This is a genomic window from Confluentibacter lentus (assembly GCF_002806995.1).
In the GTDB taxonomy this organism is placed as follows: domain Bacteria; phylum Bacteroidota; class Bacteroidia; order Flavobacteriales; family Flavobacteriaceae; genus Confluentibacter; species Confluentibacter lentus.
In genome coordinates this window covers 146,764-173,572 of record NZ_NIHE01000001.1, presented here as the reverse complement: position 1 = coordinate 173,572, position 26,809 = coordinate 146,764, and the positions used below count along the sequence as shown (strand labels likewise).

At 35.3% G+C, this 26,809-nt stretch carries 24 protein-coding genes and 2 riboswitches; of the genes, 19 read left to right on the top strand and 5 right to left on the bottom strand.

The window, feature by feature from the left end; genetic code table 11:
- Window positions 1-70 precede the first annotated feature (70 nt).
- Window positions 71-1,330, top strand: a complete 1,260-nt coding sequence (locus CDH50_RS00760; protein ID WP_100609988.1) for an alpha/beta hydrolase — start codon at window positions 71-73, stop codon at window positions 1,328-1,330.
- 21 nt (window positions 1,331-1,351) lie between these two features.
- On the top strand, window positions 1,352-2,101 hold the full coding sequence (locus CDH50_RS00755; RefSeq protein ID WP_100609987.1) for a hypothetical protein: 750 nt from the start codon (window positions 1,352-1,354) through the stop codon (window positions 2,099-2,101).
- 85 nt (window positions 2,102-2,186) lie between these two features.
- Here CDH50_RS00755 and leuB read toward each other — a convergent pair whose 3' ends face one another.
- Both leuB and CDH50_RS00745 read right to left on the bottom strand, forming a co-directional pair.
- Window positions 2,187-3,305, bottom strand: a complete 1,119-nt coding sequence (leuB, locus tag CDH50_RS00750) for a 3-isopropylmalate dehydrogenase (protein WP_100609986.1) — start codon at window positions 3,303-3,305, stop codon at window positions 2,187-2,189.
- Window positions 3,306-3,353: 48 nt separating this feature from the next.
- Window positions 3,354-4,526: a 2-isopropylmalate synthase gene (locus CDH50_RS00745; RefSeq protein ID WP_100609985.1), complete on the bottom strand. Its 1,173-nt coding sequence runs from the start codon at window positions 4,524-4,526 to the stop codon at window positions 3,354-3,356.
- 148 nt (window positions 4,527-4,674) lie between these two features.
- Here CDH50_RS00745 and CDH50_RS00740 point away from each other — a divergent pair, with 148 nt between their 5' ends.
- From CDH50_RS00740 to CDH50_RS00720, 5 genes are all read left to right on the top strand, one after another.
- Window positions 4,675-6,234, top strand: coding sequence for a hypothetical protein (locus CDH50_RS00740; RefSeq protein ID WP_100609984.1), 1,560 nt, complete (start codon window positions 4,675-4,677; stop codon window positions 6,232-6,234).
- A gap of 78 nt (window positions 6,235-6,312) precedes the next feature.
- Window positions 6,313-6,435: riboswitch (SAM riboswitch) on the top strand.
- A 115-nt stretch (window positions 6,436-6,550) separates the two neighbouring features.
- The gene (locus CDH50_RS00735) at window positions 6,551-7,828 is read left to right on the top strand and encodes an O-acetylhomoserine aminocarboxypropyltransferase/cysteine synthase family protein (protein ID WP_100609983.1); all 1,278 of its coding nucleotides are present in this window, start codon (window positions 6,551-6,553) and stop codon (window positions 7,826-7,828) included.
- Between the two features lie 8 nt (window positions 7,829-7,836).
- Entirely contained in the window at window positions 7,837-11,238 is a 3,402-nt protein-coding gene (gene thrA, locus CDH50_RS00730; RefSeq protein ID WP_100609982.1) for a bifunctional aspartate kinase/homoserine dehydrogenase I, read from the top strand.
- 148 nt (window positions 11,239-11,386) lie between these two features.
- Window positions 11,387-12,562, top strand: a complete 1,176-nt coding sequence (locus CDH50_RS00725) for a trans-sulfuration enzyme family protein (protein WP_100609981.1) — start codon at window positions 11,387-11,389, stop codon at window positions 12,560-12,562.
- A 1-nt stretch (window position 12,563) separates the two neighbouring features.
- Entirely contained in the window at window positions 12,564-13,361 is a 798-nt protein-coding gene (locus CDH50_RS00720) for a PhzF family phenazine biosynthesis protein (RefSeq protein WP_100609980.1), read from the top strand.
- 18 nt (window positions 13,362-13,379) lie between these two features.
- Here CDH50_RS00720 and CDH50_RS15065 read toward each other — a convergent pair whose 3' ends face one another.
- Genes CDH50_RS15065 through CDH50_RS00710 form a run of 3 tightly spaced genes read right to left on the bottom strand, consistent with a single transcriptional unit; the run spans window position 13,380 to window position 15,409 of the window.
- Entirely contained in the window at window positions 13,380-13,538 is a 159-nt protein-coding gene (locus CDH50_RS15065) for a hypothetical protein (protein WP_157804918.1), read from the bottom strand.
- An 8-nt stretch (window positions 13,539-13,546) separates the two neighbouring features.
- Window positions 13,547-14,101, bottom strand: a complete 555-nt coding sequence (locus tag CDH50_RS00715) for a hypothetical protein (RefSeq protein WP_100609979.1) — start codon at window positions 14,099-14,101, stop codon at window positions 13,547-13,549.
- Window positions 14,102-14,122: 21 nt separating this feature from the next.
- Complete coding sequence (locus tag CDH50_RS00710) at window positions 14,123-15,409, bottom strand: hypothetical protein (protein ID WP_100609978.1); 1,287 nt, start codon at window positions 15,407-15,409, stop codon at window positions 14,123-14,125.
- A gap of 94 nt (window positions 15,410-15,503) precedes the next feature.
- On the opposite strand from CDH50_RS00710, the gene CDH50_RS00705 reads away from it, so the two are divergent.
- From CDH50_RS00705 to CDH50_RS00650, 12 genes are all read left to right on the top strand, one after another.
- Window positions 15,504-15,914, top strand: coding sequence for an RrF2 family transcriptional regulator (locus CDH50_RS00705; RefSeq protein WP_100609977.1), 411 nt, complete (start codon window positions 15,504-15,506; stop codon window positions 15,912-15,914).
- A 92-nt stretch (window positions 15,915-16,006) separates the two neighbouring features.
- Window positions 16,007-16,270 (top strand): DUF2061 domain-containing protein, encoded by a 264-nt coding sequence (locus CDH50_RS00700; protein WP_100609976.1) that lies wholly within the window; start codon window positions 16,007-16,009, stop codon window positions 16,268-16,270.
- Between the two features lie 9 nt (window positions 16,271-16,279).
- Window positions 16,280-16,900, top strand: coding sequence for a phosphoadenosine phosphosulfate reductase domain-containing protein (locus CDH50_RS00695; RefSeq protein ID WP_100609975.1), 621 nt, complete (start codon window positions 16,280-16,282; stop codon window positions 16,898-16,900).
- A 97-nt stretch (window positions 16,901-16,997) separates the two neighbouring features.
- Complete coding sequence (gene cysD / locus CDH50_RS00690) at window positions 16,998-17,912, top strand: sulfate adenylyltransferase subunit CysD (RefSeq protein WP_100609974.1); 915 nt, start codon at window positions 16,998-17,000, stop codon at window positions 17,910-17,912.
- A gap of 94 nt (window positions 17,913-18,006) precedes the next feature.
- A complete protein-coding gene (locus tag CDH50_RS00685; protein WP_100609973.1) occupies window positions 18,007-19,254 on the top strand; it encodes a sulfate adenylyltransferase subunit 1 in 1,248 nt (415 codons plus the stop codon).
- Window positions 19,255-19,264: 10 nt separating this feature from the next.
- Window positions 19,265-21,367 carry a HEPN domain-containing protein gene (locus CDH50_RS00680; RefSeq protein WP_100610553.1) on the top strand — a complete coding sequence of 701 codons (2,103 nt, stop codon included), beginning with the start codon at window positions 19,265-19,267 and terminating at the stop codon, window positions 21,365-21,367.
- Between the two features lie 9 nt (window positions 21,368-21,376).
- Entirely contained in the window at window positions 21,377-22,144 is a 768-nt protein-coding gene (cobA, locus tag CDH50_RS00675) for a uroporphyrinogen-III C-methyltransferase (RefSeq protein WP_100609972.1), read from the top strand.
- A 1-nt stretch (window position 22,145) separates the two neighbouring features.
- The gene (locus tag CDH50_RS00670) at window positions 22,146-22,739 is read left to right on the top strand and encodes a precorrin-2 dehydrogenase/sirohydrochlorin ferrochelatase family protein (RefSeq protein WP_100609971.1); all 594 of its coding nucleotides are present in this window, start codon (window positions 22,146-22,148) and stop codon (window positions 22,737-22,739) included.
- On the top strand, window positions 22,732-23,784 hold the full coding sequence (locus CDH50_RS00665) for an NAD(P)/FAD-dependent oxidoreductase (RefSeq protein ID WP_100609970.1): 1,053 nt from the start codon (window positions 22,732-22,734) through the stop codon (window positions 23,782-23,784). The genes CDH50_RS00670 and CDH50_RS00665 overlap by 8 nt, the downstream gene beginning before the upstream one ends.
- 82 nt (window positions 23,785-23,866) lie before the next feature.
- Window positions 23,867-24,640, top strand: a complete 774-nt coding sequence (epsC, locus tag CDH50_RS00660) for a serine O-acetyltransferase EpsC (RefSeq protein WP_394337003.1) — start codon at window positions 23,867-23,869, stop codon at window positions 24,638-24,640.
- Window positions 24,627-25,514: a cysteine synthase CysM gene (gene cysM / locus CDH50_RS00655; protein WP_100609968.1), complete on the top strand. Its 888-nt coding sequence runs from the start codon at window positions 24,627-24,629 to the stop codon at window positions 25,512-25,514. The genes epsC and cysM overlap by 14 nt, the downstream gene beginning before the upstream one ends.
- A gap of 79 nt (window positions 25,515-25,593) precedes the next feature.
- A riboswitch (SAM riboswitch) is annotated at window positions 25,594-25,732 on the top strand.
- 60 nt (window positions 25,733-25,792) lie between these two features.
- Window positions 25,793-26,809, top strand: coding sequence for a homocysteine S-methyltransferase family protein (locus tag CDH50_RS00650; protein WP_100610552.1), 1,017 nt, complete (start codon window positions 25,793-25,795; stop codon window positions 26,807-26,809).

The window sequence follows — 26,809 nt, the reverse complement described above, 5'->3', positions numbered from 1 at the left end:
CGAGAGGAAAAATAACTACATTCGTTTGTATGTGCTAAATTTTTGGCATGCTATTAAAACGATTAAACTCATGAAACCAACCAAACTCATTTTTCACCTAGCTTTATTTTTAATATCCTTATCCGTTTTCGCTCAGGAATTGGAAAAACCTATGTTGCTGTGGCCTAATGGTGCTCCCGGTGCTACTGGCACAAGTGATGAAGATAAACCAGCCGTCATTCCATTTATTCCAGATGCTGATAAACATAATGGAGCCGCTATTTTGGTGGTACCCGGTGGTGGTTTTACCATTCGTGCAGTAGATCATGAAGGTGTTTTGGTAGCGCAATGGTTAAAGGAACAAGGCTTTACAGCATTTTTATTATGTTATAGATTGCGGCCTATCTACGATAGAGAGCATTGGCGTAATGATGGGCAACGAGCCATGCAGTATATTCGAGCGCATGCCAAAGATTATAATATTTCTACAGACCGAGTAGGTACTGTAGGCTTTTCAGCCGGAGCCGATTTAATAGCAGATATGTCCTTAAATTATTTAGAAGCGCAACCCAATGCTACTGATTTATTGGACCGAATGCCATCCAAACCTAATTTCATGATTTTAAGTTATGGTTCTACTAGACTTCCAGAATCTTTAGATAATGAAACCATTGCCAAATTGCCACCAACGTTCATGTATGGTACGGTAGAAGATAGGAGCAGTCAAAACGGTATGTTGAATATGTACACTAAAATGTTTCAGGCAGGAGCGCCTGTAGAAGCCCATTTTTTTAGAAATGGTATTCACGGAACAGGTTTTGCCGTTGGCGATCCTATTTTGGGCGAATGGAAACACTTATTGTATAACTGGTTATGGTCAGGTGGTTTTTTAACCGAAAAACCTCAAATAGCCTTAAAAGGTGTGGTGAAATTAGATGGCGAACCACTTAAAAAAGGCATGGTTATTTTAACGCCTGTTGACAACAAAAATAATCCGCCTGTAGTGATATACATCAATAATACGGGAACGGGCGAACTGGGTCGGTTTTATGTACCGAAAGATCAAGGGACCGTTGGAGGAACCTACAAAGTAGATGTCAGGCAAGATGCCACACGATGGACCAGTAATTCTCGAGATCCTTTTATGATTACTATGATGGAAAAACAACGAAAACGCGAACTTACGGAAGCAGATATTAAAGCATGGAGTGATTATATACGCCAACGTGATTTATCACCTAGTATTTACAATCAAGCGGTGTATGCTCATAAACATCCTACTGATAAAGAAGATTATGTGTTGACTATTAAAGAAAACGAAGAGATTTTGGTTGAGGTTTTTAGTAATTGATATATTGTAAGTTTTAATTATATGAATCATAACAATTTTGAAATAGAAGTAATCTCTGATTATGGTTCAAAGCCATTACTAAAACAATCTATAACCTCAATTGAGATTATAATAGAAATTATGAATAGTCTTGATTGGAATGATTTCCAAATAGTTAATCTCAGTAAAAGTTGTAATGACTGGATTAGTTTGTCTGGAAATTTAAGTGGAGATGGATTGGCTTGTGTTTATAAAGAAAAAAATCAGGAATTTATAATTTATTCTGCTCCAAATACAATTCAACAAATGACAGAAATTCTCGTTTCATATTATAAAAGAGATGGAGAATTCAAAAAGAAATATAAGTTTATAAAAGAAAAGAATGATTATAAAAGTAAGGAATCTATAGATCCCTTAAAGTATAAAAAATGGAAAGAAAAATTTCTTATTAGAAAAAAGAAAGAAAAAATCGCAGATGTAAAGAAAGCGTTACTTTCAATTTTAATTATTATTTTTTTGTCTGTAATTATTTATAATTGGTATACTGGGGAACTGAAATTTATTGGACAAAATACTACATTCACTCAAGCTACAGTCGTAAAGACACAAATGTATCACATAGGAAGAGGTTATTATAAGCAATTGGTTACTTATGAGTTTAAGTATGATGATGAAATTTATCAAGGAACTTTCAAGGCAGGAAAAAGTATAGGTAAGCAAGAAGTTGGAAATCTAATAAAAATTAAATTTTCAATTAGTAACCCTAATCGTTCTTTAATGGTTGGATTCTAATGATAAACCAAAATAAAAAAAGCGCACTTCTAAAAGTGCGCTTTAAGGATCCCAAAAATTATAATTTGGTGACTAACTCAAATAATTAAATAATTGTGGACTGTCCTAAATGAATGTTGGTAAAGTTTAGATTGGTTTCGTCAGGATTATTAATAAAATCCTCTATGAAGTCCCCAACCTTGATTGTGGTGATATGTTGGTATTTAGTATTTAAATCGGGCGTAGTGATATGAAGCTTCAACGATTTATCTACGCCTTCCCTTACTAAAGAAGCTTCGTCATATAATTCAAAATGATCTAATAACATCGCAGCCGATAAAATAGCAGCAATGGGGTTTGCAATGCCTTGGTTAGAGGCTTTATTATAAGCACCGTGAATGGGCTGGAACATGGCTTTTTTATCGCTAAAAGATGCCGAAGCCAATAAACCTATTGAGCCTACAATAACGCCTGCAAGTTCTGATAATATATCCCCGAACATGTTTTCGGTTAAAATAACATCAAATTGTCTAGGGTTAATGGCCAATTCCATAGCCGCTTTATCTATGTACATATAACTAACAGCAACATCTGGATATTGAGGCGCCATTTCTTGAATGACTTTACGCCATAATTTGGAGCTTGCCAAAACATTGGCTTTATCAACCAAGGTTAATTTGCGTTTTCTTTTTTGTGCGGCTTCAAAAGCTAAATGTGCAATACGCTCTATTTGAAAACGGGTGTACTGACAGGTGTCCGTAGCCGTGTTGCCATCGTCACTAAAAATTTTATCACCAAAATAAATACCCGCGGTAAGTTCTCTGTAAATAAGAATATCGGTGTCCTTAATTTGTTTCTTTTTTAAAGACGATTTGTCTAAAATATCTTCATACGCGATGACGGGTCTTACGTCGGCATATAAATCGAATGTTTTGCGTAAACCTAGCAGACCTTGTTCGGGTCTTATTTTCGCCATGGGATCCATATCGTATACAGCATTCCCAATGGCACCAAACAAAATAGCATCAGCTTTTTCGCAAAGTGCAATCGTTTCCTGCGGAAGGGCAACACCCATTTTGTCAATGGCAGAAGCACCCACCACTCCGTAATCAAAAGTAAATATATGATTGAATTCCATAGCAATCGCTTTCAAGACCTTAACGGCTTGTGCTGTAACTTCTGGACCAATACCATCGCCTGGTAAAACGGCAATATTTAACTTCATATACTTTTTTTATTTATGGATTCCTGCCTGCGCAGGAATGACAAACATTTAAGATGATATTTCGTTGTAAATTTTACTCTGTTCTATGATTTGATGAATATCATCATCATTCACTTCTTTCTTGTTATCAGCAAAATCTAGAAAGCTAGTATATATCTCATCTAGCTGTAGCTTTGTTAATGCATACCCTAAATTTTTGGCTCTGTAAGCTAGAGCGGCTCTACCGCTTCTTGCAGTCAGCACGATAGCAGATTCCGTTACGCCAACATCTTTTGGGTCTATAATTTCGTAAGTTTCACGTTGTTTTATAACCCCATCTTGATGAATACCAGAACTGTGTGCAAAGGCATTTGCACCAACAATCGCTTTGTTTGGTTGGGTGTAAATACCCATGCTATCAGACACTAATTGACTGATGCCATAAAGCATTTCGGTTTTAATTCTCGTATCTAAATTAAGATAAGGGTGTTGTTTTAAAATCATGACCACTTCCTCTAAAGCTGTATTCCCGGCACGTTCGCCTATACCATTAATGGTACATTCAATTTGTCTGGCACCGTTAATAACACCTTCAATAGAATTAGCCGTAGCTAATCCTAAATCGTTATGGCAATGGCAAGACAAAATAGCTTTATCAATCCCCTTAACATTCTCCTTTAGGTATTTAATTTTGGCACCGTATTCACTTGGTAAACAATATCCTGTGGTATCTGGAATGTTTAAAACGGTGGCACCTGCTTTAATGACAGCTTCACACACACGAGCTAAATAGTCGTTATCAGTTCTACCAGCATCTTCCGCATAAAATTCCACATCTTCAACAAAAGATTTGGCATAACTAACGGCTTTTACTGCACGTTCTATAATGTCTTCTCTATTAGAGTTGAACTTAAATTTTATGTGAGAGTCCGATGTACCAATACCCGTATGTATTCTTGCGCGCTTTGCATATTTTAATGCTTCGGCAGCTACTTTTATATCATTTTCAACAGCACGCGTTAATCCGCAAACGGTGGCGTTTTTTATTATTTTTGAAATGGCTTCAACCGATTTAAAATCGCCTGGGCTAGACACAGGGAAACCAGCTTCAATAACATCTACTCCTAAAATATCAAGTTGTTCAGCAATAATAAGTTTCTGTTCTGTGTTTAATTTACAGCCAGGAACTTGCTCACCATCACGAAGGGTAGTATCAAAAATTTGAACGTTGTTATTCGACATTTATTAAAATATATTTTCGTATTCTTATACGAATTTATATTTTGGTTTGTCAAAATCAGTATTCATCAAGTAACTTTTACGATGTTTAACACTTTTATTATTGATTTAACTATTTGTATATCATATATTTAATATTGTTTTTACAACTATGACAAAGGAGCAAAAAGATAATTTGTTTGTATTAATAAAATCGTTATCGAAATCAGAGAAAAGGCAGTTTAAACTATATGTTGGACGTTTAGGCGTCAATGAAGATTCTAAATTTTTAACGCTTTTCGATATTTTAGAAAAGCTATCTGTTTATGACGAATCGGTTATTTTAAAAAAAGGGATTGTAAAAAAGCAACAATTATCAAATCTCAAGGCCCATCTATATAAACAGATTTTAATCAGTTTGAGATTAAATCCGTCGCATCAAGATATCAGGATTCAAATTCGCGAGCAATTGGATTTTGCTACCATACTATATCACAAAGGCTTGTATAAGCAAAGTCTGAAAATTCTAGAAAAAGCAAAATCCATGGCAATTTCACATGAAGAAAAAAATGTGGCCTACGAAATTGTTGAACTAGAAAAAATTATTGAATCCCAATACATCACCAGAAGTTTAAGTACTCGGGCCGATGAGCTTTCCATTCAGGCAAAAGAATTGAGTCAGCAAAACGTGTTGGCGAGCAAATTATCTAATTTATCCCTTCAATTATATGGTCTTTTTTTAAAAACAGGGTATGTAAAAAATGATAAGGAAACAAAACGTATTGTAAAATATTTTGAAGCCAGATTGCCAAAATACGATATCAACGAACTTGGGTTTAGGGAAAAATTGTGGCTTTACAAAGCGTATTTATGGTATAGTTTTTTAACGCACGATTTTTTAGCTTGTTATAAATATGCGACCAAATGGGTGAATCTGTTTTATGAAAATAAAGAGATGATTACCTTAAATCCCGTGTTCTTTTTACGCGGAAATCATTACTTGTTGGAGGCTTTATTTTATTTAAGACATTACGAAAAATTCAAAGAATCCTTAATCAGATTGGAATCCATCACTAAAGAACCTTGGTTTCCGGTGGATGATAATTTGGAAGGCTTGTCATTCCTATACATTTATAACAATAAGTTCAATCTTCATTTTATGGAAGGCAGTTTTGAAGAAGGCTTGCCTTTGATTGATGAGGTGGTGTTTAAGCTGAAAGATTTTCACGATAGGATTGATGAACACCATATCATGGTGTTTTATTATAAAATAGCCAGTATGTATTTTGGTGCAGGCGAAAACAAAAAATGCATTTATTATTTAGAGAAAATAATTGCGAATAAATCGTTGCAAATGCGAGAGGATTTGTTGTGTTTTACCAGAATTTTGAATTTGGTAGCGCATTACGAATCGGGCTTAGATTACCATTTGGATGTCCTCATAAAAAGCACCTATAAATTCTTGATTAAAATGGAGGATTTATATGAAGTACAAAAAGAATTCATTAAATTTTTAAGAGGTTTGGGCGATATTTATCCGCATGAAGTAAGGAACGAATTCATCAAGCTTCACAAAAAACTAAAAGAATTTGAGGATGACCCATATCAAAGCAGAGCGTTCTTGTATTTAGACATTATTTCATGGTTGGAATCTAAAATCCAAAACAGACCAATTGGACTTGTTATTAGAAATAAGTTTCATGATAATTTGGGAAAACATAAAAGTCATTGAAAAAAATATTCAAAAAATTAGGATTTTAAATTTTTCTGACTGAATATTTGCATTCACAAAGTTCAAAAACATATTGAAATGTTATCAAGAAAGGTGGAGGGATTAGACCCTGTGAAGCCTTAGCAACCCTTTATCAGTAAAGAAGGTGCTAAATTCTACCCACTTCTGAATCATTTTTCGGAATTAATGGATAGATAACCAAACGAAATTGCTCACGGTAATTTCCTATTTCTTTTTAACATTTTTCTATTAAGTACATCAAATTTGATGCATTTGACTTTTGGTTCGTTTAATTATTAACTAAAAAATTAGAAAAATGAGTACATTAAAATTAGCAACTAACGCATTACATGCCGGGCATGATGTAAAAGCAAACGCAGGAACTAGAGCGGTTCCAATTTATCAAACAACATCGTATGTTTTTAATAATTCCGATCATGCAGCGAATCTATTTTCGTTAAAGGAATTAGGATTTATTTACACTAGACTTAATAATCCAACCAACCAAATCCTACAAGAACGTTTAGCGGCTGTTGAGGGAGGAATTGGAGCCGTTGTTTTTGCTTCGGGAACGGCAGCGATTTCAACAGGTTTGTTAACTCTTTTAAAAGCAGGCGACCACATTGTGGCGTCTAGTAGTTTATATGGTGGTACGTATAATTTATTAAAAGTAACCTTACCACGATTGGGCATTACAACCACGTTTGTGGATGCCGATAATCCAGATAATTTTGCTGCGGCAGTTCAAGATAATACGAGAGCGTTTTTTGTGGAATCATTAGGAAATCCGAAATTGGATGTGTTGGATTTGGAAGCGATTGCCGTGCATTCAAAAGCAGCAGGCGTGCCGTTTATTGTGGATAATACTGTAGCGTCTCCAGTTTTATTAAATCCTATAAAACATGGAGCCAACATTGTCATTCATTCATTAACTAAATATATTGGCGGCCAAGGAACATCTTTAGGCGGTGCTATTATTGATGCGGGGACTTTTGATTGGTCGAATGGGAAATTCCCAGAATTCACCCAACCTTCAGCAGGATACCATGGGTTGGTATATCATGAAGCCTTGGGTGCTGCAGCCTATACTTTTAAATTGATTTTAGAAGGTTTAAGAGATTTTGGTGGTGCATTGAGTCCGTTTAACGCCTTTCAAATAATTCAAGGTTTAGAAACATTACCAGTCAGAATAAAACAACACAGCGAAAATGCTTTAGAGCTAGCCAAATGGTTAGAACAGCAAGACGAAGTCGCTTGGGTAAATTATCCAGGATTGGCTACGAGTAAATATAAAGCCTTATCAGATAAATATTTACCAAAAGGACAAAGTGGAATTGTTACCTTTGGGGCAAAAGGGGGCTATGAGGCTGCTAAAGCGATAGTGGATAATTCGAAATTATTTTCATTATTGGCAAATATTGGGGATACAAAATCATTAATCATTCATCCAGCAAGTACAACGCATCAACAATTAACCGAAGCTGAGCAAGCATCGGCTGGCGCTCCAAGGGATTTAATCCGTTTGTCGGTTGGTCTTGAAGATATAGACGATTTAAAAGCCGATTTAACAGAAGCATTTAAAACCATTAAATAATTTTTCAGTTGAAAAAGGAATTGCAACATATCATCATCACAGATTATATTACGGAAAACAACGTGCCTATTTCTGAAATCAAATTAAGCTATCAGCTATTTGGTAAAACGTTGGGCACTGCGCCTGTGGTATTGGTGAATCATGCGTTAACAGGGAATAGTAACGTGGCTGGAGAAAATGGGTGGTGGACCGATTTGGTAGGCGACGATAAAGTCATCGATACCAAACTCTACACCGTTCTGGCGTTTAATATTCCGGGCAATGGGTTTGATGGTTTTGTGATTGAAAACTATAAGGACTTTGTAGCGAGGGACATTGCCAAATTATTTTTAATTGGTTTAAAGGAACTTAAAGTAGATAAACTTTTTGCGTTAATTGGCGGTTCGTTAGGCGGCGGTATTGCTTGGGAAATGGCGGTTTTAAATCCAGATATTACCGAGAATTTAATACCTGTGGCAACCGACTGGAAATCGACCGATTGGTTGATTGCCAATTGCCAAATTCAAGAGCAATTTTTATTGAATTCCAGAAACCCCGTGCACGATGCCAGAATGCACGCCATGTTATGTTACAGAACACCAGAATCTTTTAACGCACGTTTCCACCGTTCTAAAAATGAGGAGTTGGAAATTTTTAATGTAGAAAGTTGGTTGTTGCACCACGGAAAAAAATTGCAGGAACGTTTTCAACTTTCCGCATATAAATTAATGAATCAGTTACTGAAAACCATTGATGTCACTAAAAATAGACCGAACGATTTCAATGTTTTGGAAAGCATCCATGGGAATATTTACATTATTGGAGTGGATTCCGATTTGTTTTTTACGGCTGAAGAAAATAGGCAAACCCACAAGCAATTGGCGTTGACAAACCCCAATGTCACTTATAATGAGATTAATTCCGTGCATGGACACGATGCATTTTTAATGGAATACGAGCAATTAGAAAAAATAATAGAAGGCATTTTTGTGCCAAGTTCTAAAAAGAGACGCATGAAAGTATTAAAGTTTGGAGGCAAATCTTTGGCAAATGGCGAAGGGTTAAATACCGTGATTTCAATCATTGAAAATAAGGTTAAGGAAGGCGAAAAAATAACGGTGGTGGTATCTGCCAGAAGTTCTGCTACCGATGATTTAGAAAACATATTGAATAAAGCTTCAAAAGGACATCCGTATAAAGAAGTGTTACAGGTTTTTAAAGATTATCAAACGGAACCTTTAAAGGATATTGATTTCTCCAAAGAATTCTCCATTTTAGATAAATTGTTTGAAGGCGTCAGCTTATTAGGTGATTACAGCAATAAAACTAAAGATGAAATTTTAGCACAAGGCGAATTGCTTTCCGTAAAACTAATTTCTGCACTGCTAAATAAAAAAGGCATTAAAGCGTCCGTAGTCGATTCTAGGGAACTCATCAAAACGGATGGTTCTTTTGGGAATGCGCAACCTATTGTACAATTATCTAAAGAGAACGTTAAGAATTTTTATAAGAACAGCGGTAAAGATGTTGTGAATATTGTTACAGGATTCATTGCCTCAAACGCTAAAAATGAAACCACAACCTTAGGCAGAAACGGTAGTAATTACACCGCTGCTTTGTTGGCTAATTATTTAGATGCTGAAGAATTGCAAAATTATACACATGTCAATGGTATTTACACGGCCAATCCAGATTTGGTGGAAGATGCCAAAAAAATACGTGAATTGTCGTTTAGTGAAGCCAACGAATTAGCAAATTTTGGAACCACCGTTTTACATGCCAAAACCATCATTCCGTTGGTTGAAAAAAACATCAATCTTCGGATTTTAAATACCTTTAATCCAGATGATGAAGGCACATTAATTACAGCAAAACCAAATTCAAAAGAAGTCACCTCACTTTCGGTTTTAGATAATGTATCGTTATTGAATTTAGAAGGACGCGGCTTATTAGGAAAAAGTGGTGTAGATGCCCGGATTTTTGGAGCATTGGCAAATCATAATATTAGTGTCAGTATCATTTCACAAGGATCATCAGAAAGAGGCATTGGTTTGGTTATCAATTCTGACCAAGCAACCCAAGCGGTTATCGCTTTAGAGCGTGAGTTTGAAAACGATTTTTATTCCCAAGATGTCAATAAAATTGGTGTGGTGGATGATGTATCGGTGCTCTCCATTATTGGAATTGAATTGAGTTCATTTCACAAACCATTTAATGCATTGATTAAAAACCAAATCACACCATTGTTATTCAATAATACGGTGACTGGGAAAAACGTGAGTTTGGTTGTTAAAAAAGACCAATTGCATAAAGCCATGAACGTGATTCATGGTGAGATTTTCGGAATTTCAAAGAAAATAAATATTGCCATTTTTGGTCATGGTGGCGTTGGTGGGGCTCTAATAAATCAGATTTTAAAATCTAAGGATGATATTGAAAACCGAAAAGGCATCAACCTGAATGTATTTGCTATTGCGAATTCCAAGAAGTTGCTTTTAAACAAAAAAGGAGCGGATTTAAATTGGAAAGATGCCATAAAGTCGGCTTCACTTGAAACTTCCATTCATGATATCATTGCGTTTGCAAAAACACACCATTTAGAAAATTTAATCGCCGTAGATAACACAGCTAGCCCAGATTTTTATAAAAATTATGTGCCGTTGATTGAAGCTGGTTTCGACTTGGTGTCTTCAAACAAAATTGCCAATACCATTTCACATCAGTTTTACACCGATTTACGTGTGAAATTAAAAGAAAACAACAAACAGTACCTATACGAAACCACGGTTGGCGCTGGTTTACCGTTGATAGATACCATTAAATTATTACACGAATCCGGTGAGAATATTACCAGAATACGTGGTGTGTTTTCCGGGACATTGAGTTATTTGTTCAATAATTTCTCAGTGCAAGACAAACCGTTTAGTGTGATTGTTCAAGAAACGATCGATAAAGGATTTACCGAACCTGACCCAAGGGAAGATTTCTCTGGAAATGATGTGGCTAGAAAATTATTGATTTTAGCAAGGGAGTTGGATTTGCAAAATGAATTTGAAGATGTATCGGTTCAAAATTTAATTCCAGAAGCCTACAGAGATATCTCAGTACCTGAATTTTTAAAACAGTTGCATGTTTTGGATGCTGAATTTCAGAAGATAAAAGCTAATCAAAAACCAGGTCATGTATTGCGATATGTCGGTGATTTGTCGGGCGATTTATCAAAAGACAAAGGAAACTTAGAAGTCAAATTAGTGTCCATTCCTGGCGATAGTACCTTAGGGCAAATCAAAGGAAGCGATGCTATTTTCGAAATATTTACAGAATCGTATGGTGAACAACCTATCGTCATTCAAGGCGCTGGTGCTGGAGCAGAAGTCACTGCGCGTGGTGTTTTTGGAGACATTTTGAGGTTGTCAAAACATATAAATTAGTTGTCAGTTCGAGTGATTCTGAACTTGTTCAGAATTGTATCGAGAACCTATTTTGTAATACTTCTCGATACAAATTTGTTTCGTTTTACTTTACAAATTCACTCGAAGTGACAAGTAATAATAGTCTTTATTCAATAAAAAATAAAACATGAGCGAAGAAAGAAAGCAATTTGAAACTGAAGCCATTCGTACGCAAATAGAACGTAGCGAATTTTTAGAACATACAAGCCCTATATACCTAACATCCAGTTTTGTATTTGAAGATGCCGAAGATATGCGTGCTTCTTTTACAGAAGAAAAAGAACGCAATATTTACAGCCGTTTTTCAAATCCGAACACTACGGAATTTGTAGATAAAATATGCAACATGGAAAGTGCCGAAAGTGGGTATGCGTTCGCAACGGGTATGGCAGCTGTGTTTTCAACGTTTGCAGCACTATTAAAAAGCGGGGATCATATAGTATCGGCACGTTCGGTATTTGGTTCTACACATGCGTTATTTGTCAATTATCTTCCTAAATGGAACATTACAACCAGTTATTTTAATGTCAATGAACCTGAAACCATTGAAAGTTTCATTACGCCAAACACTAAAATCCTGTATGCTGAAACACCAACCAATCCCGCAGTCGATATCATAGATTTGGAATTGCTTGGAAACATTGCCAAAAAGCACAATTTAATTTTAATCATTGATAATTGTTTTGCAACGCCATATTTGCAACAGCCTATAAAGTATGGCGCACATTTGGTGATTCATTCGGCAACCAAGTTAATTGATGGTCAAGGGCGTGTGTTAGGAGGTATAACGGTTGGAAATGCCGATTTAATTCGGGAAATCTATCTATTCTCCAGAAATACAGGGCCAGCACTATCACCATTCAATGCGTGGATATTATCAAAAAGTTTAGAAACATTAGCTGTTAGAGTCGATAAACATTGCGATAATGCTTTAAAAGTCGCGGAGTTTTTGGAAAGTCATTCCAACGTGAATTGGGTAAAATACCCATTTTTGAAATCGCATCCGCAATACGAAGTTGCTAAAAAGCAAATGAAATTAGGCGGAAATATTGTTGCTTTTGAAGTGAAAGGCGGTATTGAAGGTGGGCGTAAATTTTTGAATGCCATCAAAATGTGTTCGTTGGCGGCAAACTTAGGAGACACCAGAACGATAGTCACACATCCATCTTCTACAACACACAGCAAATTATTGGAAGCGGATAGATTGCAAGTGAGTATTACCGATGGATTGGTTAGGATTTCGGTGGGGTTGGAACATATAGATGATATTATTACGGATTTAAAACAAGCTTTAGAACATTGATATGAGATTATTTACTGTTGATGCATTTACAAACGTCCCTTTTAAAGGGAATCCCGCGGCTGTTTGTGTTTTAGAAAAGCCGCTTTCTGAAGCTACTTATATTGATATTGCGCAAGAGATGAATCTTTCTGAAACGGCTTTTGTGTATGAAGAAGATGGGCGTTACCGACTTAGATGGTTCACGCCAACTCTAGAAATAGACCTTTGTGGACATGCTACTTTGGCTACGGCTAAAATTCTTTTTGAGAAGTTAAATGTCACTAAAGATGTTCTTGAATTCAACACTAGAAGTGGACTTTTAACAGTGAAAAAGAAGGAAAATCAATTGGAAATGGATTTCCCCATTGGTAAAACGCAACCTGAAAATCCGAACGATGCCATATTAGAAGCATTTTTTGGTGAAAAGCCCATAACCGTCAATAGCGATAAGGATTGGTGTTTGGTTGAAGTCAGCTACAGTGATTTGATTCGTAATTTAAAACCTCAATTTGAATTGTTAAAGAAGCACTCCAAAAAGAAATTTATCATCACAGCGAAATCTTCTGAGAAAGAATACGATTTTGTTTCAAGGATGTTCGCCCCCGATTTTGGCATTGACGAAGATCCTGTTACAGGTTCGGCACATTGTTATTTGGCAAATTATTGGAGTGATAAACTCTCTAAAAATACACTTATTGGTTACCAAGCTTCAAAACGTGGTGGTGTGGTAAATTGTGAAATATCTGGTAATGATAGAGTGCTTTTAAGAGGTGATTGTGTTATTATGGCTGAGCTTTTGGTGGAGTGGGATAAATTCTAAATCTTCAATTAACTCAAGTTAAGTTTTAGGTTTATTGCTATAATTATGAGGCATATTTTGTAAATATGATTTTATAGAATCCCAACTTCTACCATTATTGGGATTAGCATTATGATTAGTTAAACGGTCGTCTAATAAATCTTTTTCTTCATTAATTCCGTGAGTGCCTTTTTCCATACTGTTAATTATTTAGAACTAATACTTTCATTAAGTTTTTTAAACATATCCTCATTTATTTTTTCTGCAATATAAACTTTTCCAAAAAATCCAAATCCTATTATTTTAGACTCAGAAGCAAAATTGAACTTTGTTAAAGAAAACAAGAGATAATTATCTGATGAAACATTTTTTAAACCCTCATCTATCAAATAATCCATAAATGATTTTCCTAATCCATATATAAGTATATTGTCTGTGTTTTTTGATAAATCTTTCTCAACCATTCCAGTTAATTTAATTCTTAGTGCCTCTCTATGTTCTTCTACTTTAGGGTTTGATAAAAAACCAACTAATATAATAAGTATGATAAAAATATAAGACCAAGAAAATGAGCTAGATTTTTTCTCATTTAATTCTCTTTGAAGCATAGTTATTTCATATTCATTTGAATAACTATTTGTGCTTGAGGAATGAGAAGTTTTGCCAAAAATCCTAAAATAATCATTTATTGACATTCCAGGATTTTGTTTTCGCCATTCACTCAAGCTGGGTTTTTCTTGATTAGGAATTTTTGTATTCATATTTAGTGAACTTTAGCATTTTTAATCAACTTTTATCGATTTTGATTTTAAAGTAAATTCTCCATCTTGTAACATTTCTGTATATCTGATTATTACATTGCCTTCAATATCTGGGTCTTTCTCTATAGGTTTGTAATTCTCTGGACAAGAATAACAATGCGTTGAAATAGGGTCAACCAAATACTTCCATTCTCCATTTTTAAAAGTAAATACTTGATAGCGTCCGCCTAAAGGACTCCACCAATTTACTTGAATTCCAATTTCATCGTTTCCATTATTGTTTAAATCATCTAAATTTTCTGGTATTCCTCCTATGCAGTTTTCAATTTTTATTGGTGTAATATTTTCGTTTGTGAATTTTAAATAACAGTTGCAATTCCCGATACATTCACCATATTCATCTGCAAATGTCGGTTTTTCAATGAAAATATATTCAGTTATTCCATCTCCATTGAAATCTCCTTTTGCGTTTTCTGTATCACTTCTATCTCCCTTTTTAAAACTATATTCTTCCCCATTGTAGAATATAGGCGCATTGTCAAAATAATCACTTTCAGGTAATGTCAGTTCTGTAATAATTATAGGGTTATTATTATATTCAAATGAAGAAATAAACATATCGTCTAAAATATAGTCACTTCCTGTTTCATAGATTTTTGTCAGTTTTTCATTTTGATATTTAACAATTATTGAATTTAAATCAGGGAGACTATACGATATAATCGAGTAAGTTGTAGTACTGTTAGAATCAGTGAAATGACTTACTTTAATTATTGAGCTCTTATTAATTTTATAGGTGTTTAATATTTTGTTTTCTAAAACATTGTTGGCTGATTCAATCCACTTAGTATTTCTATGGCTAGTCTTACAATTTGAAGCGTAATAAGGTTTTTGAGAAGAATCATAAAGATAAGGAGTGTAGGTAGCAATATATCTGGATTCAATCATATTTTCATAGTATTCAGATTGTTTATATATACCATATCCAATTAATTCATTTGAATTACTGTAAAAATAAATTGTATCTAAACCTTTCAAATTAAAAGCTTTAATAGCAATTTCTTTTTTGATTGTTTGCCGTGAGTTTTCAAAATCATCAATTGTTTTTAAATCGAGATTGTTCTTATCAAATTCATCTTTAAAAAAAATATCGATGTAGTAATCAGAACTATTATTATCAAGAATCTTTGCTAAAAACAAGTCGTTATTTTTAAATTGATATAAATTTCCGATAAATATATCTTTGCATTGAGAATAAGAATTTGATAATATTAAAATAGTAATAATTATTGCTAAGTTTTTCTTCATAATTGGAAATTATAATATCCTCACTAAATATACATATTCTCCGTAAAATTTTTCTGTATCGTAAAACTTTTGTTAAAATATGTATCTTCGCAACATGCTATCTAAAAAAACAAAATACGGTTTAAAGGCACTTACCTATATTGCCAGAAAAGGCAATAATGAACCCGTACAAATTGGTGAGATTGCTAAACATGAACAGATTTCTCAGAAGTTTTTAGAGAGCATTTTGCTTACGCTAAGGAAATCTGGCTTTTTAGGTTCCAAAAAAGGCAAGCACGGCGGTTATTATTTGATAAAAAAACCGTCTGAGATTTTAATGACCGATGTCATGCGTGTTTTAGAAGGTCCCATAGCATTAGTGTCTTGCGTAAGTTTAAATTTTTATGAAAAATGTAATGATTGCCCCGATGAAGCGACTTGTAGTGTTCATAAATTAATGATTCAAGTGCGGGATAGTACGCTAAATGTGTTTAAAAATAACACCTTAGAGGATATATCAAAGTAGCCTAAAAAAAGTATAAATATATTTTGAGTTGTAGCAAAAAGTATTATTTTTGCAATCTCTATTAAATCGATAGGAATAATATAATACAAAGAATGATTGACCAAGTACTAACAAATTCAGCTCAAACCGAGAAAGCGACCTATAAAAAGGATGTGGCCAAAGAAAAGCCCATTAGAAGTGTGGTAAAATCTATTAGTTGGAGGATCGTAGGAACCATAGATACCATGATTATTTCATGGATTGTTACAGGTCACTTAAATACGGCGCTTTTAATAGGGGGCGTAGAGGTCATTACAAAAATGATATTGTACTTTTTTCACGAACGTATTTGGAATTCAATTAATTGGGGTAAATAAAAGATTATAATGATAACGGAAAATCAAATAAAAGAATTAAACGACGCTTATAAAAGTGCAAAGCCCTCTGAAATCATACAGAAGGCTTTTGAACTTAGTAAAGAAGCGGTAGTAACAACAAATTTCAGGCCGTATGAAGCAGCTATTTTACATGCTGTAAATATCGTTGAGGTCAATGTGCCAGTAGTTTGGTGCGATACAGGTTATAATACCCCACAAACTTACAGACACGCCGAAAAAGTAATAAAGGATTTGAATTTAAACGTGTTTCTATACGTGCCTAAACAAACATCGGCACATAGAGATGTGGTTATGGGTATTCCAGGTGTAGATGCGCCAGAACATGCTCTTTTTACTGAGCAAGTTAAGTTAGAGCCTTTTAGACGTGCTATGGAAGAACACAAACCAAAAGTGTGGTTTACCAATTTGCGCCAAGGCCAAACAGCATTTAGGGATAGTATTGGTATTTTCAGTGTTAGTAAAGATGGTGTTTTAAAGGTAAGTCCGTTTTATTATTGGTCAGATGCCGATTTAGATAAATACTTAGCAGAACACAATTTGCCAAACGAATTTAAATATTTCGATCCAACAAAAGCATTGGAAAATAGAGAGTGCGGGTTACACGCCTAAGGAAGTTAAAAGTAAAAAGTACAAAGTTAAAAGTTGTTAGTGATTAGTTTTTGAAACCAATAACGAACAACCGAAAACTATCAACTATAAAGATATTATGAGTACAATAAAAAAAGACACATCACATATAAATTCATTAGAAAACGAAGCAATTTATATTTTAAGGGAAGTAGCAGCCCAGTTTGAAAAACCGGTATTGCTATTTTCTGGCGGAAAGGATTCTATCACTTTGGTGAGATTAGCTGTTAAAGCATTTTATCCAGCTAAAATTCCGTTTCCATTAATGCATATCGATACAGGGCATAATTTCCCTGAAACGATTGAATTTAGGGATAAGTTGGTTAAGGAATTAGGATTGGAATTAATTGTTAGAAATGTTCAAGATTCCATTGATGAAGGTAAAGTAAAGGAAGAATCTGGTAGATATGCAAGTAGGAACCAATTACAAACCACCACGCTTTTAGATGCTATTGAAGAATTTAAATTTGATGCTTGTATTGGTGGAGCGCGTCGTGATGAAGAAAAAGCAAGAGCTAAAGAACGTATTTTTTCGGTTCGTGATGATTTTGGTCAGTGGGACGAAAAAAACCAACGGCCGGAGTTGTTTGATATGCTAAATGGCCAAATTAATTTAGGTCAAAATGTACGTGTGTTCCCAATTTCAAACTGGACAGAGTTAGATGTTTGGTCTTATATTGAACAAGAGAATATTGAAATTCCATCCATTTATTTTGCGCACAAACGTAAAGTATTTTTAAGGGATGGCATGATTTGGTCAGCCGAAGATGAAGTGGTTTATAGAGATGATCATGAGGAAGTGATTGAGGAATTGGTGCGTTTTAGAACGGTAGGTGATATGAGTTGTACGGCAGCGGTATTATCTGAAGCAACAACCATTTCAAAAGTAGTTGCCGAAATTAGGGAATCCACCATTTCCGAACGTGGTGCACGTATAGACGATAAACGCTCTGAAGCCGCGATGGAAAAACGTAAACAACAGGGGTACTTTTAGCAATAGGCTATATGCCATAAGCTATAAGCTAAAACAAATTAAGATTTAAGTAGGTTGCTTAAAGCGTAAAGCCTACAGCATAAAGCATAAAATAATGGAAGTAATAAAAATTGCAACAGCAGGAAGTGTAGATGACGGAAAAAGTACCTTGATAGGGCGCATACTTTACGATACAAAATCATTGACGACCGATAAGTTAGAAGCTATTGAAAAAACCAGTAAACAAAGAGGCTATGATTATCTCGATTTTTCTTTGGCTACAGATGGTTTGGTTGCTGAAAGAGAACAAGGTATCACCATTGATGTGGCGCATATCTATTTTTCAACAGCTAAAAAAAGTTACATCATTGCCGATACGCCTGGGCATGTGGAGTATACCAGAAACATGGTTACTGGGGCATCCACATCACAAGCATCTATCATTTTAATTGATGCTAGAAAAGGGGTGATTGAGCAAACCAACCGTCATTTCTTCATCAATAATTTATTGCGAATTAAAGATGTGGTAGTTGCTATTAACAAAATGGATTTGGTGGATTATTCAGAGGATATTTATAATAAAATCAAAGCTGATTTTACTGAATTAATGAGTAAAAGGGATTACCAAGACCAAAAAATAACATTTATTCCCGTAAGTGCTTTAAAAGGGGATAATGTGGTGAATAGATCACAAAGCATGCCTTGGTACAAAGGTCAGTCATTGTTAGAGCATTTTGAGCAATTGGATAAAGCTGATATTTTTAATGTGGGTACACCTCGCTTTCCAGTGCAATATGTCATTCGTCCAAAAACGGAAGAATTCCATGATTTTAGAGGCTATGCTGGTAAAGTATATGGTGGCGAGTTAAGCGTTGGTGATGATATTTTAGTGTTGCCTTCAAAAACAAGATCTAAAATTAAAGATATTTATTTTTACGATCAGAAATACCAAACGGCTTCCAGACGTTCTTCAGTAACAATTACTTTGGAAAACGACATTAACGTCAGTCGTGGTGATATGATTGTGAAGGATGGCGATTTGCCAACCATTGATAAAGAATTCACAGCCAATGTATGTTGGATGGATTCTAAACAATTAGTGCCAGGCGCTAAATATGTAGTGCAACATGGCGTTAATAAAGTTTTAGGAAAGGTTGAGAGAATCAACCATAAGATACATCCAGATTATTCTGGAATAGAAAAAAATGTTACGGAATTAGGGGTAAACGATATCGCTTCGGTAACATTCAAATTAAATAAGCCTATTTTTTACGATCAATTTAAAAATCACAGAACCAACGGTTCGTTTATTTTAATTGATACACAATCCAACAATACGGTTGGAGCTGGCTTCATTCAATAAAAACAAGATTATGCAAACTTTTAGAACAGAAATAGAAAATCAAGTTGTAGAAAAAGATATTATCGATTTAGCTAAAAAAATTGAGCTTTTTCAAAATGGCAAAATAGACGAAGAAAAATTTAGAAGTCTTCGTTTAGCTCGTGGTATCTACGGTCAACGTCAAGAAGGCGTACAAATGATTCGTATTAAATTGCCTTACGGAAAGGTAAAGAGCAATCAACTACGTCGGATTTCTGATGTGTCAGATGAATATTCTCGTGGACGATTACACATCACAACACGTCAAGATATTCAGATTCATTATGTTGATATCAACAGAACACCAGAACTTTGGTCGCAATTGGATAAAGACGATGTTACCATTAGGGAAGCTTGTGGTAATACCGTTAGAAATATCACCGCTTCAGAACTTGCGGGAATCGATATCAAAGAGCCATTTGATGTGTCGCCGTATGCCGATGCGATGTTTCGTTTCTTTTTAAGAAATCCTATTTGTCAGGAAATGGGACGGAAATTTAAAGTGTCCTTTTCATCTTCTGATGACGATACGGGATTATCATACATGCACGATTTAGGTTTTATAGCTAAGATTGAAAATGGTGTACGTGGGTTTAAAGTGATGATTGGTGGCGGATTAGGGTCTCAGCCTCGTGAAGCGGATGTGCTTTATGATTTTTTGCCAACAGACAAAATCATTCCAACTATGGAAGGTGTTGTTCGTGTGTTTGACCGTTACGGCGAACGTAAAAGTCGTGCCAAAGCGCGTATGAAATTCTTAATTAAAGATATCGGATTAGATGCTTTTATTAAGTTGGTTGAAGAAGAGCAAAATGCGATTGAACATAAATCGGTAGCAATTGATGCCAGTGCTTATCCAGTGTTGAAACCAGTTTCGGTTGAAGCGCCTCAAGTTGAGATTAAAGACCAAAAAGCCTTCGATTTATGGAAATCTACTAACCTCATACCTCAAAAACAGGAAGGTTATGTAGCCATCGGAATCAAAGTATTGTTGGGTGATTTTTATACAGATAAAGCACGTTTGTTAGCGGATTTAGTTGAAAAATATGCCGCTGGCGAAATACGTTTGTCATTGCGTCAAAACATTGTGATTCCTTTTGTTAAGGAAGATTTAGTGCCTTTCTTCTACAACGAATTGGAAAAATTAGGTTTTGTAGAAGCAGGTTATAATAAAGCCGTTGATATTACCGCATGCCCTGGAACGGATACCTGTAATTTAGGTATTGCAAGTAGCACTGGTATTGCAGATGAATTGGAACGTGTTATAAAAACCGAATATCCACAATATTTAACTAAAGATGATTTAGTAATAAAAATAAGTGGTTGTATGAATGCGTGTGGACAGCACAATATGGCGAATATTGGTTTCCAAGGCATGTCCGTTCGTACACCAGATAAATTAGTAGCACCTGCTTTACAAGTGCTATTAGGTGGTGAAAATTTAAAAAATGGTAAAGGAGCTTTTGCAGATAAAGTGGTAAAAGTGCCAAGTAAAAGAGGGCCTGAAGCGTTGCGTAGAATTTTAAATGATTTTGAAGCCAATGCTAACGGAAAAACATTTTATGAGTATTACCAAGTAACAGGGGAACGTTATTTTTACGATTTGTTAAATGACCTTCAGGATGTTACCAATTTAACCCAAGATGATTTTATTGATTGGGGAACCAACGAAGATTACGTTAAGGAAATCGGTATCGGTGAATGTGCTGGTGTGGTGATTGATTTAATTGCAACCTTGTTTTTTGAAAGTGAAGAGAAAATAGAAAATGCTAAAGTATCATTCGATAACAAAGTGTATTCTAGTGCTATTTATCATGCCTATAGTTCTATGGTAAATTCTGCGAAAGCATTGCTTATAGCCGAAAATAAAAGCACAAACACACATGCAGGCATCATCAGTCAGTTTGATGAATTGTTTATAGAAAGTGGTAAAATTAATTTAGGGGTTTCTTTCTCTGAATTGATTTATCAGATTAATAAAAATGCACCGACCGAAGATTTCGCCTCTAAATACATTGAAAGTGCCAATCTGTTTTTAGATAAAGTAAGAACATATAGAGAAGAAGAAAACAAGCTTGAGAAAGCGGCTGTTTAAAAGATAGAAATGAACAATAAAACTCCAAAATTAACAGTCGTAGGTGCAGGGCCTGGTGATGTCGATTTAATTACAATCAAAGCCATCAAGGCGATTGAATCTGCCGATGTGATATTATACGATGCGCTTATTAATGAGGGGTTGCTAAAATATGCTTCAACAAATGCTGAGGTTATTTTTGTGGGCAAACGCAAAGGCTGTTATGCCTTTCAGCAAGAACAAATTAATGAACTCATTGTTTCGAAAGCTAAAGAAAAAGGACATGTTGTGCGGTTAAAAGGAGGCGACCCTTTCATATTTGGAAGAGGGGCGGAGGAGATTGATTATGTACAACCTTTTGGGTTGGAAACCTATGTGGTGCCTGGGATATCCTCTATAAGTGCTGTGCCAGCTTATCAAGGAATACCTTTAACAAAACGACATGCTGCTGAAAGTTTTTGGGTGATTACAGGAACAACTAAAAATCATCAGTTATCTGAAGATGTTGCTATTGCAGCAAAGTCGACTGCAACCATTGTAATTCTCATGGGAATGGCTAAGTTGGAAGAGATTGTAAAGGTTTTTTCAGATGAAAACAAACAAGATACGGCTGTAGCGATTATTCAAGAAGGCACAACGGTTAATGAAAAAGTAGGGATTGGGACGATTAGCACCATTCAGCAGGTTGTTGAAGAAAAACAATTGACTTCTCCTGCAATTATTGTTATCGGCGATGTGGTGAAAGAGCGGGTTCAACTTTCATCTTTAGTTGAGAATTTGAATGAGAATTTAGGTTAACATGGAAGAAAGAAACAATCTATATCCCATTTTTTTAAAACTAAGTAACCTTAAAGTGCTCATCGTTGGTGGCGGAAATGTTGCAGAAGAAAAATTATCATTTATATTAAAATCCAGTCCAGATGCTTGTGTAACAATGGTGTCACCTATGTTTCGGGAAGGTGCTTTATCTTTGGCTGAACAAGGTAATGTCAAGCTAATAAAGAACAGATATAGCAAACGTTTTTTAAAAGGAAAACACTTGGTGATTGCAACCACTGATGTGCCTGCTATAAACGTGAAAGTTTACAAACATTGCAGAAAGCGTAGCATTTTAGTCAATGTTGCCGATAATCCACCGTATTGCGATTTTTACATGGGTGGCATCGTAACTAAAGGCAATGTAAAAGTGGCAATTTCCACTAACGGAAAGTCGCCCACAACTGCCAAACGTTTACGTCAGTTTTTCGAGGATGTTATTCCAGAAAATGTAGATGACTTGGTTAAAAATTTGAATGAATATAGAAAAACAATAAAAGGTGATTTTCAAGAAAAAGTGGAAACACTCAACGAATTTACCAAAGGATTAATTGAAAAAAAAGTGCAAAATGATTAAAACAGATATACTCATAATAGGTGCAGGACCAACGGGATTATTCACGGTTTTTGAGGCGGGATTGTTAAAACTAAAATGCCATTTAATAGATGCATTGCCTCAGCCAGGTGGACAATGTTCAGAAATATACCCTAAAAAACCTATTTATGATATTCCTGGTTTCCCAGAAATATTGGCAGGTGATTTAACTAGAAACTTATTAGAACAGGGTAAACAGTTTGAGCCTGGTTTTACATTGGGGGAACGTGCAGAAACTATAGAAAAACAAGACGATGGGTCGTTTATTGTAACGACAAACAAAGGAACAAAACACCAAGCACCTGTAGTTGCCATTGCGGGTGGTTTAGGGTCTTTCGAACCTAGAAAACCAGCCTTGGATAATCTGGAAATTTATGAAGATAATGGTTTAGAGTATTTCATTAAAGATCCAGAAGTATATAGAAACAAAAGAGTGGTTATTTCTGGTGGAGGTGATTCAGCTTTAGATTGGAGTATATTCTTGTCTAATGTGGCTTCAGAGGTAACATTGATACACAGAAGAAATGAGTTTAGAGGTGCTCTTGATTCCGTTGAAAAAGTAAGTGAATTAAAAGAGCAAGGAAAAATCAATTTAGTAACGCCTGCCGAAGTTGTAGAGTTACATGGCAACGGTAAAATTGAAGCAGTTACAGTAAATATAGATGGTGAATTAAGTCAAATTGCAACCGATCATTTTATTCCATTATTTGGCTTGTCACCTAAATTAGGGCCTATTGCCGATTGGGGATTGGAAATTGAAAAAAATGCTATAAAAGTTGATAATTCTTTAAACTATCAAACCAATATCCCAGGGATTTTTGCTATTGGCGACGTCAACACCTATCCGGAAAAATTAAAATTAATTCTTTGTGGTTTTCATGAAGCGACTCTAATGTGTCAAGCAGCTTATAGAATCATCAATCCAGGTAAAAAGTATGTCCTAAAATATACAACTGTTAGTGGTGTTGATGGTTTTGATGGTACACGTAAAGAAGCACCAAAAGCGGTTGTGCAATCCATTCAATAAAAAGATTTTTTATCTAAATCATTATTGTTGTAAATTTCAGGATTGAATAACGACAATCATTAGATAATTAAAAATAGTTTATATGATGGATCCATGCGAAGAATTGAACGAGAAGTTGATTCAAAAAAAATATAATGTGCGTTTAAAAGATGTTGTAAAAACGTTTACGAAACGATTATTCTATTATATTTTTGATGAACACGACAATGAGCTTCAATCTTTAAAAAAGACCTTTTTAGATATTACCGATAATTTAAACATCGAAAATAACGAGGCGGTTTGGGAGGAGTTCAAAAGCGAGTTCCCAGCTATTAGAGTAAAATTGGACTTAGATGCTGTAGCCGTTGTAAATTTCGATCCTGCTACCAAAAGTTTAGAGGAAGTTTACATGGCATGTCCAGGATTTTACGCCATTTCCATATATAGATTAAGTCACCAATTATATGTTCAAAAAGTGCCTATTCTTCCAAGAATGATGAGTGAATATGTGCATGGCATTACAGGCATCGACATTCATCCAGGAGCAACCATTGGTGAGTCCTTTTTTGTCGACCATGGAACAGGAATCGTGATTGGAGAAACATCCATCATCAAAAATAACGTAAAGATTTTTCAAGGAGTTACTTTAGGGGGCATTCAAGTTAAAAAGCAATTAGAATCTACCAAACGTCACCCAACTATTGAAGATAATGTGACTATTTATGCCAATGCCACCATTTTAGGTGGTGATATTGTTATAGGAGCAAATAGTACCATTGGTGCCAACGTTTGGATAACCCAATCCGTTCCGGAGAACTCACTGGTGACGTATCAAACGGAAATTAAAATAAGACCAAAGAAAAATGGCATACGCTAGTATTACAGATAGAATAGGCAATACCCCTTTGGTGGAAGCCAGTCATATCATTCAAAATAAAAATGTTACTCTTTTATTGAAGCTTGAAGGTGATAATCCTGGCGGAAGCGTTAAAGATCGAGCAGCATTCAATATGATTTCGGAAGCATTAAAGCGTGGAGAGATAAAACAAGGTGGTACTTTAGTGGAAGCTACAAGCGGAAATACCGGTATTGCATTGGCATTTATTGCTAACTTATTAGGTTTGAAAATGGTTTTGGTGATGCCCGACAACTCAACCGAAGAGCGTGTTAAAACCATGCGAGCTTATGGTGCCGAGGTTGTTTTAACACCTGCTGATATTGGTATTGAAGGTTCTAGGGATGTTGCTTTTCAATTGCGTGACGAAAAAGGATATATGCTTTTAAATCAGTTTGAAAACGATGATAACTGGAAAGCACATTATAAAACTACAGGACCTGAAATTTGGAGAGATACTCAAGGTGAAGTGACTCATTTTGTGTCTGCCATGGGAACCACGGGAACTATTATGGGCGTTTCAACTTATTTAAAAGAGAAGAATAAAAATATAACTATAGTGGGCGCACAACCAGCAGATGGAGCTAAAATTCCAGGGATTAGAAAGTGGTCACCAGACTATGTGCCTAAATTTTTTGATAGGTCTAAAGTAGATATTGTTATTGATGTGAGTGAAGAAGAAGCCAAAGCGATGACTCAAAGACTAGCAAAGGAAGAAGGCGTTTTTGCAGGCATGAGTAGCGGCGGTTCTGTATTTACAGCGTTAAAATTAGCTAAAACTTTAGAAAGTGGTGTCATTGTTGCCATTATTTGTGATAGAGGAGACCGATATTTGTCTTCAACATTATTTGAATAAAAGGCGATTTTTCATAAATAATGCGGATAAAAAAAATATTGTTAGTATTTTTGTTCGCTCGTTCATAAACGTATTAATTATGTTATCAAGAAAGGTAGAGGGAATAGACCCGTTGAAGCCTTGGCAACCCTTTTTCCGGTAGTTATCTGGATGAAGAAGGTGCTACGTTCTACTGCATGTTCTGAATGTATTTCAGGAACTATTCAGAAAGATAACGAAAAGTATTTCTTTTACTTTTCTTGATGACATGCAGATATAAAATATCAAAAATATCAAAAATGTCAAACATACAACAAGCTTTACAACAACGTATTTTAGTGCTAGATGGTGCCATGGGAACCATGCTTCAGCAATATAAATTTACTGAAGAAGATTTTAGGGGAGAACGTTTTAAGGACTATCCAACACCCTTGCAGGGCAATAACGATTTACTTTCCATTACGCAGCCTGAAGCGATTAAAACCATTCATGCCAAATATTTTGAAGCAGGGGCAGATATTGTGGAAACTAATACATTTTCTGGCACAACCATCGCTATGGCCGATTATCAAATGGAAGATTTAGTATATGAACTCAATTACCAATCCGCTAAATTAGCCAGAGAAGTTGCGGATGAATTCACAGCCAAAGAACCAAATAAACCACGTTTTGTTGCGGGTTCTATCGGGCCAACTAATCGAACAGCTAGTATGTCACCCGACGTTAACGATCCCGGTTATAGAGCCGTGACTTTTGATGAATTACGTATTGCTTACAAACAGCAAGTGGAAGCATTAATTGATGGTGGTGTCGATTTATTGTTGGTTGAAACCGTTTTTGACACCCTAAATGCCAAAGCAGCCTTATTTGCCATTGAAGAAGTTAAAGAGGAACGCCATTTGGACATTCCTATCATGTTAAGTGGCACCATTACCGATGCTTCAGGTAGAACCTTGTCAGGACAAACAGCGGAAGCTTTTTTAATTTCTGTGTCACATATTCCATTATTGTCTATTGGATTTAATTGTGCTTTAGGAGCTAATTTATTGCAACCACATTTGGAAGCGATTGCCAATAAAACAGACTTTGCTATTTCAGCGCATCCTAATGCGGGCTTGCCAAATGCTTTTGGTGAGTATGATGAATCTCCAGAAGAAATGGGTGAACAAATAGAAGAATATTTAAAGAAAAATTTAATCAATATTATTGGAGGTTGTTGCGGAACAACGCCAGAACATATTAAAGTCATAGCGCAATTAGCGGCAAAGTATAAGCCACGTGCTATTGCCTTGAGCGCAGTTGAAGGGACACATTAA

Bases quoted from the DNA above. Each gene is read 5' to 3' on its own strand.
- CDH50_RS00760 (WP_100609988.1), top strand. From the start codon at position 71: ATGAAACCAACCAAACTCATTTTTCACCTAGCTTTATTTTTAATATCC.
- CDH50_RS00755 (WP_100609987.1), top strand. From the start codon at position 1,352: ATGAATCATAACAATTTTGAAATAGAAGTAATCTCTGATTATGGTTCA.
- leuB (WP_100609986.1), bottom strand. From the start codon at position 3,305: ATGAAGTTAAATATTGCCGTTTTACCAGGCGATGGTATTGGTCCAGAA.
- CDH50_RS00745 (WP_100609985.1), bottom strand. From the start codon at position 4,526: ATGTCGAATAACAACGTTCAAATTTTTGATACTACCCTTCGTGATGGT.
- CDH50_RS00740 (WP_100609984.1), top strand. From the start codon at position 4,675: ATGACAAAGGAGCAAAAAGATAATTTGTTTGTATTAATAAAATCGTTA.
- CDH50_RS00735 (WP_100609983.1), top strand. From the start codon at position 6,551: ATGAGTACATTAAAATTAGCAACTAACGCATTACATGCCGGGCATGAT.
- CDH50_RS00725 (WP_100609981.1), top strand. From the start codon at position 11,387: ATGAGCGAAGAAAGAAAGCAATTTGAAACTGAAGCCATTCGTACGCAA.
- CDH50_RS00720 (WP_100609980.1), top strand. From the start codon at position 12,564: ATGAGATTATTTACTGTTGATGCATTTACAAACGTCCCTTTTAAAGGG.
- CDH50_RS15065 (WP_157804918.1), bottom strand. From the start codon at position 13,538: ATGGAAAAAGGCACTCACGGAATTAATGAAGAAAAAGATTTATTAGAC.
- CDH50_RS00715 (WP_100609979.1), bottom strand. From the start codon at position 14,101: ATGAATACAAAAATTCCTAATCAAGAAAAACCCAGCTTGAGTGAATGG.
- CDH50_RS00710 (WP_100609978.1), bottom strand. From the start codon at position 15,409: ATGAAGAAAAACTTAGCAATAATTATTACTATTTTAATATTATCAAAT.
- CDH50_RS00705 (WP_100609977.1), top strand. From the start codon at position 15,504: ATGCTATCTAAAAAAACAAAATACGGTTTAAAGGCACTTACCTATATT.
- CDH50_RS00700 (WP_100609976.1), top strand. From the start codon at position 16,007: ATGATTGACCAAGTACTAACAAATTCAGCTCAAACCGAGAAAGCGACC.
- CDH50_RS00695 (WP_100609975.1), top strand. From the start codon at position 16,280: ATGATAACGGAAAATCAAATAAAAGAATTAAACGACGCTTATAAAAGT.
- cysD (WP_100609974.1), top strand. From the start codon at position 16,998: ATGAGTACAATAAAAAAAGACACATCACATATAAATTCATTAGAAAAC.
- CDH50_RS00685 (WP_100609973.1), top strand. From the start codon at position 18,007: ATGGAAGTAATAAAAATTGCAACAGCAGGAAGTGTAGATGACGGAAAA.
- CDH50_RS00680 (WP_100610553.1), top strand. From the start codon at position 19,265: ATGCAAACTTTTAGAACAGAAATAGAAAATCAAGTTGTAGAAAAAGAT.
- cobA (WP_100609972.1), top strand. From the start codon at position 21,377: ATGAACAATAAAACTCCAAAATTAACAGTCGTAGGTGCAGGGCCTGGT.
- CDH50_RS00670 (WP_100609971.1), top strand. From the start codon at position 22,146: ATGGAAGAAAGAAACAATCTATATCCCATTTTTTTAAAACTAAGTAAC.
- CDH50_RS00665 (WP_100609970.1), top strand. From the start codon at position 22,732: ATGATTAAAACAGATATACTCATAATAGGTGCAGGACCAACGGGATTA.
- epsC (WP_394337003.1), top strand. From the start codon at position 23,867: ATGATGGATCCATGCGAAGAATTGAACGAGAAGTTGATTCAAAAAAAA.
- cysM (WP_100609968.1), top strand. From the start codon at position 24,627: ATGGCATACGCTAGTATTACAGATAGAATAGGCAATACCCCTTTGGTG.
- CDH50_RS00650 (WP_100610552.1), top strand. From the start codon at position 25,793: ATGTCAAACATACAACAAGCTTTACAACAACGTATTTTAGTGCTAGAT.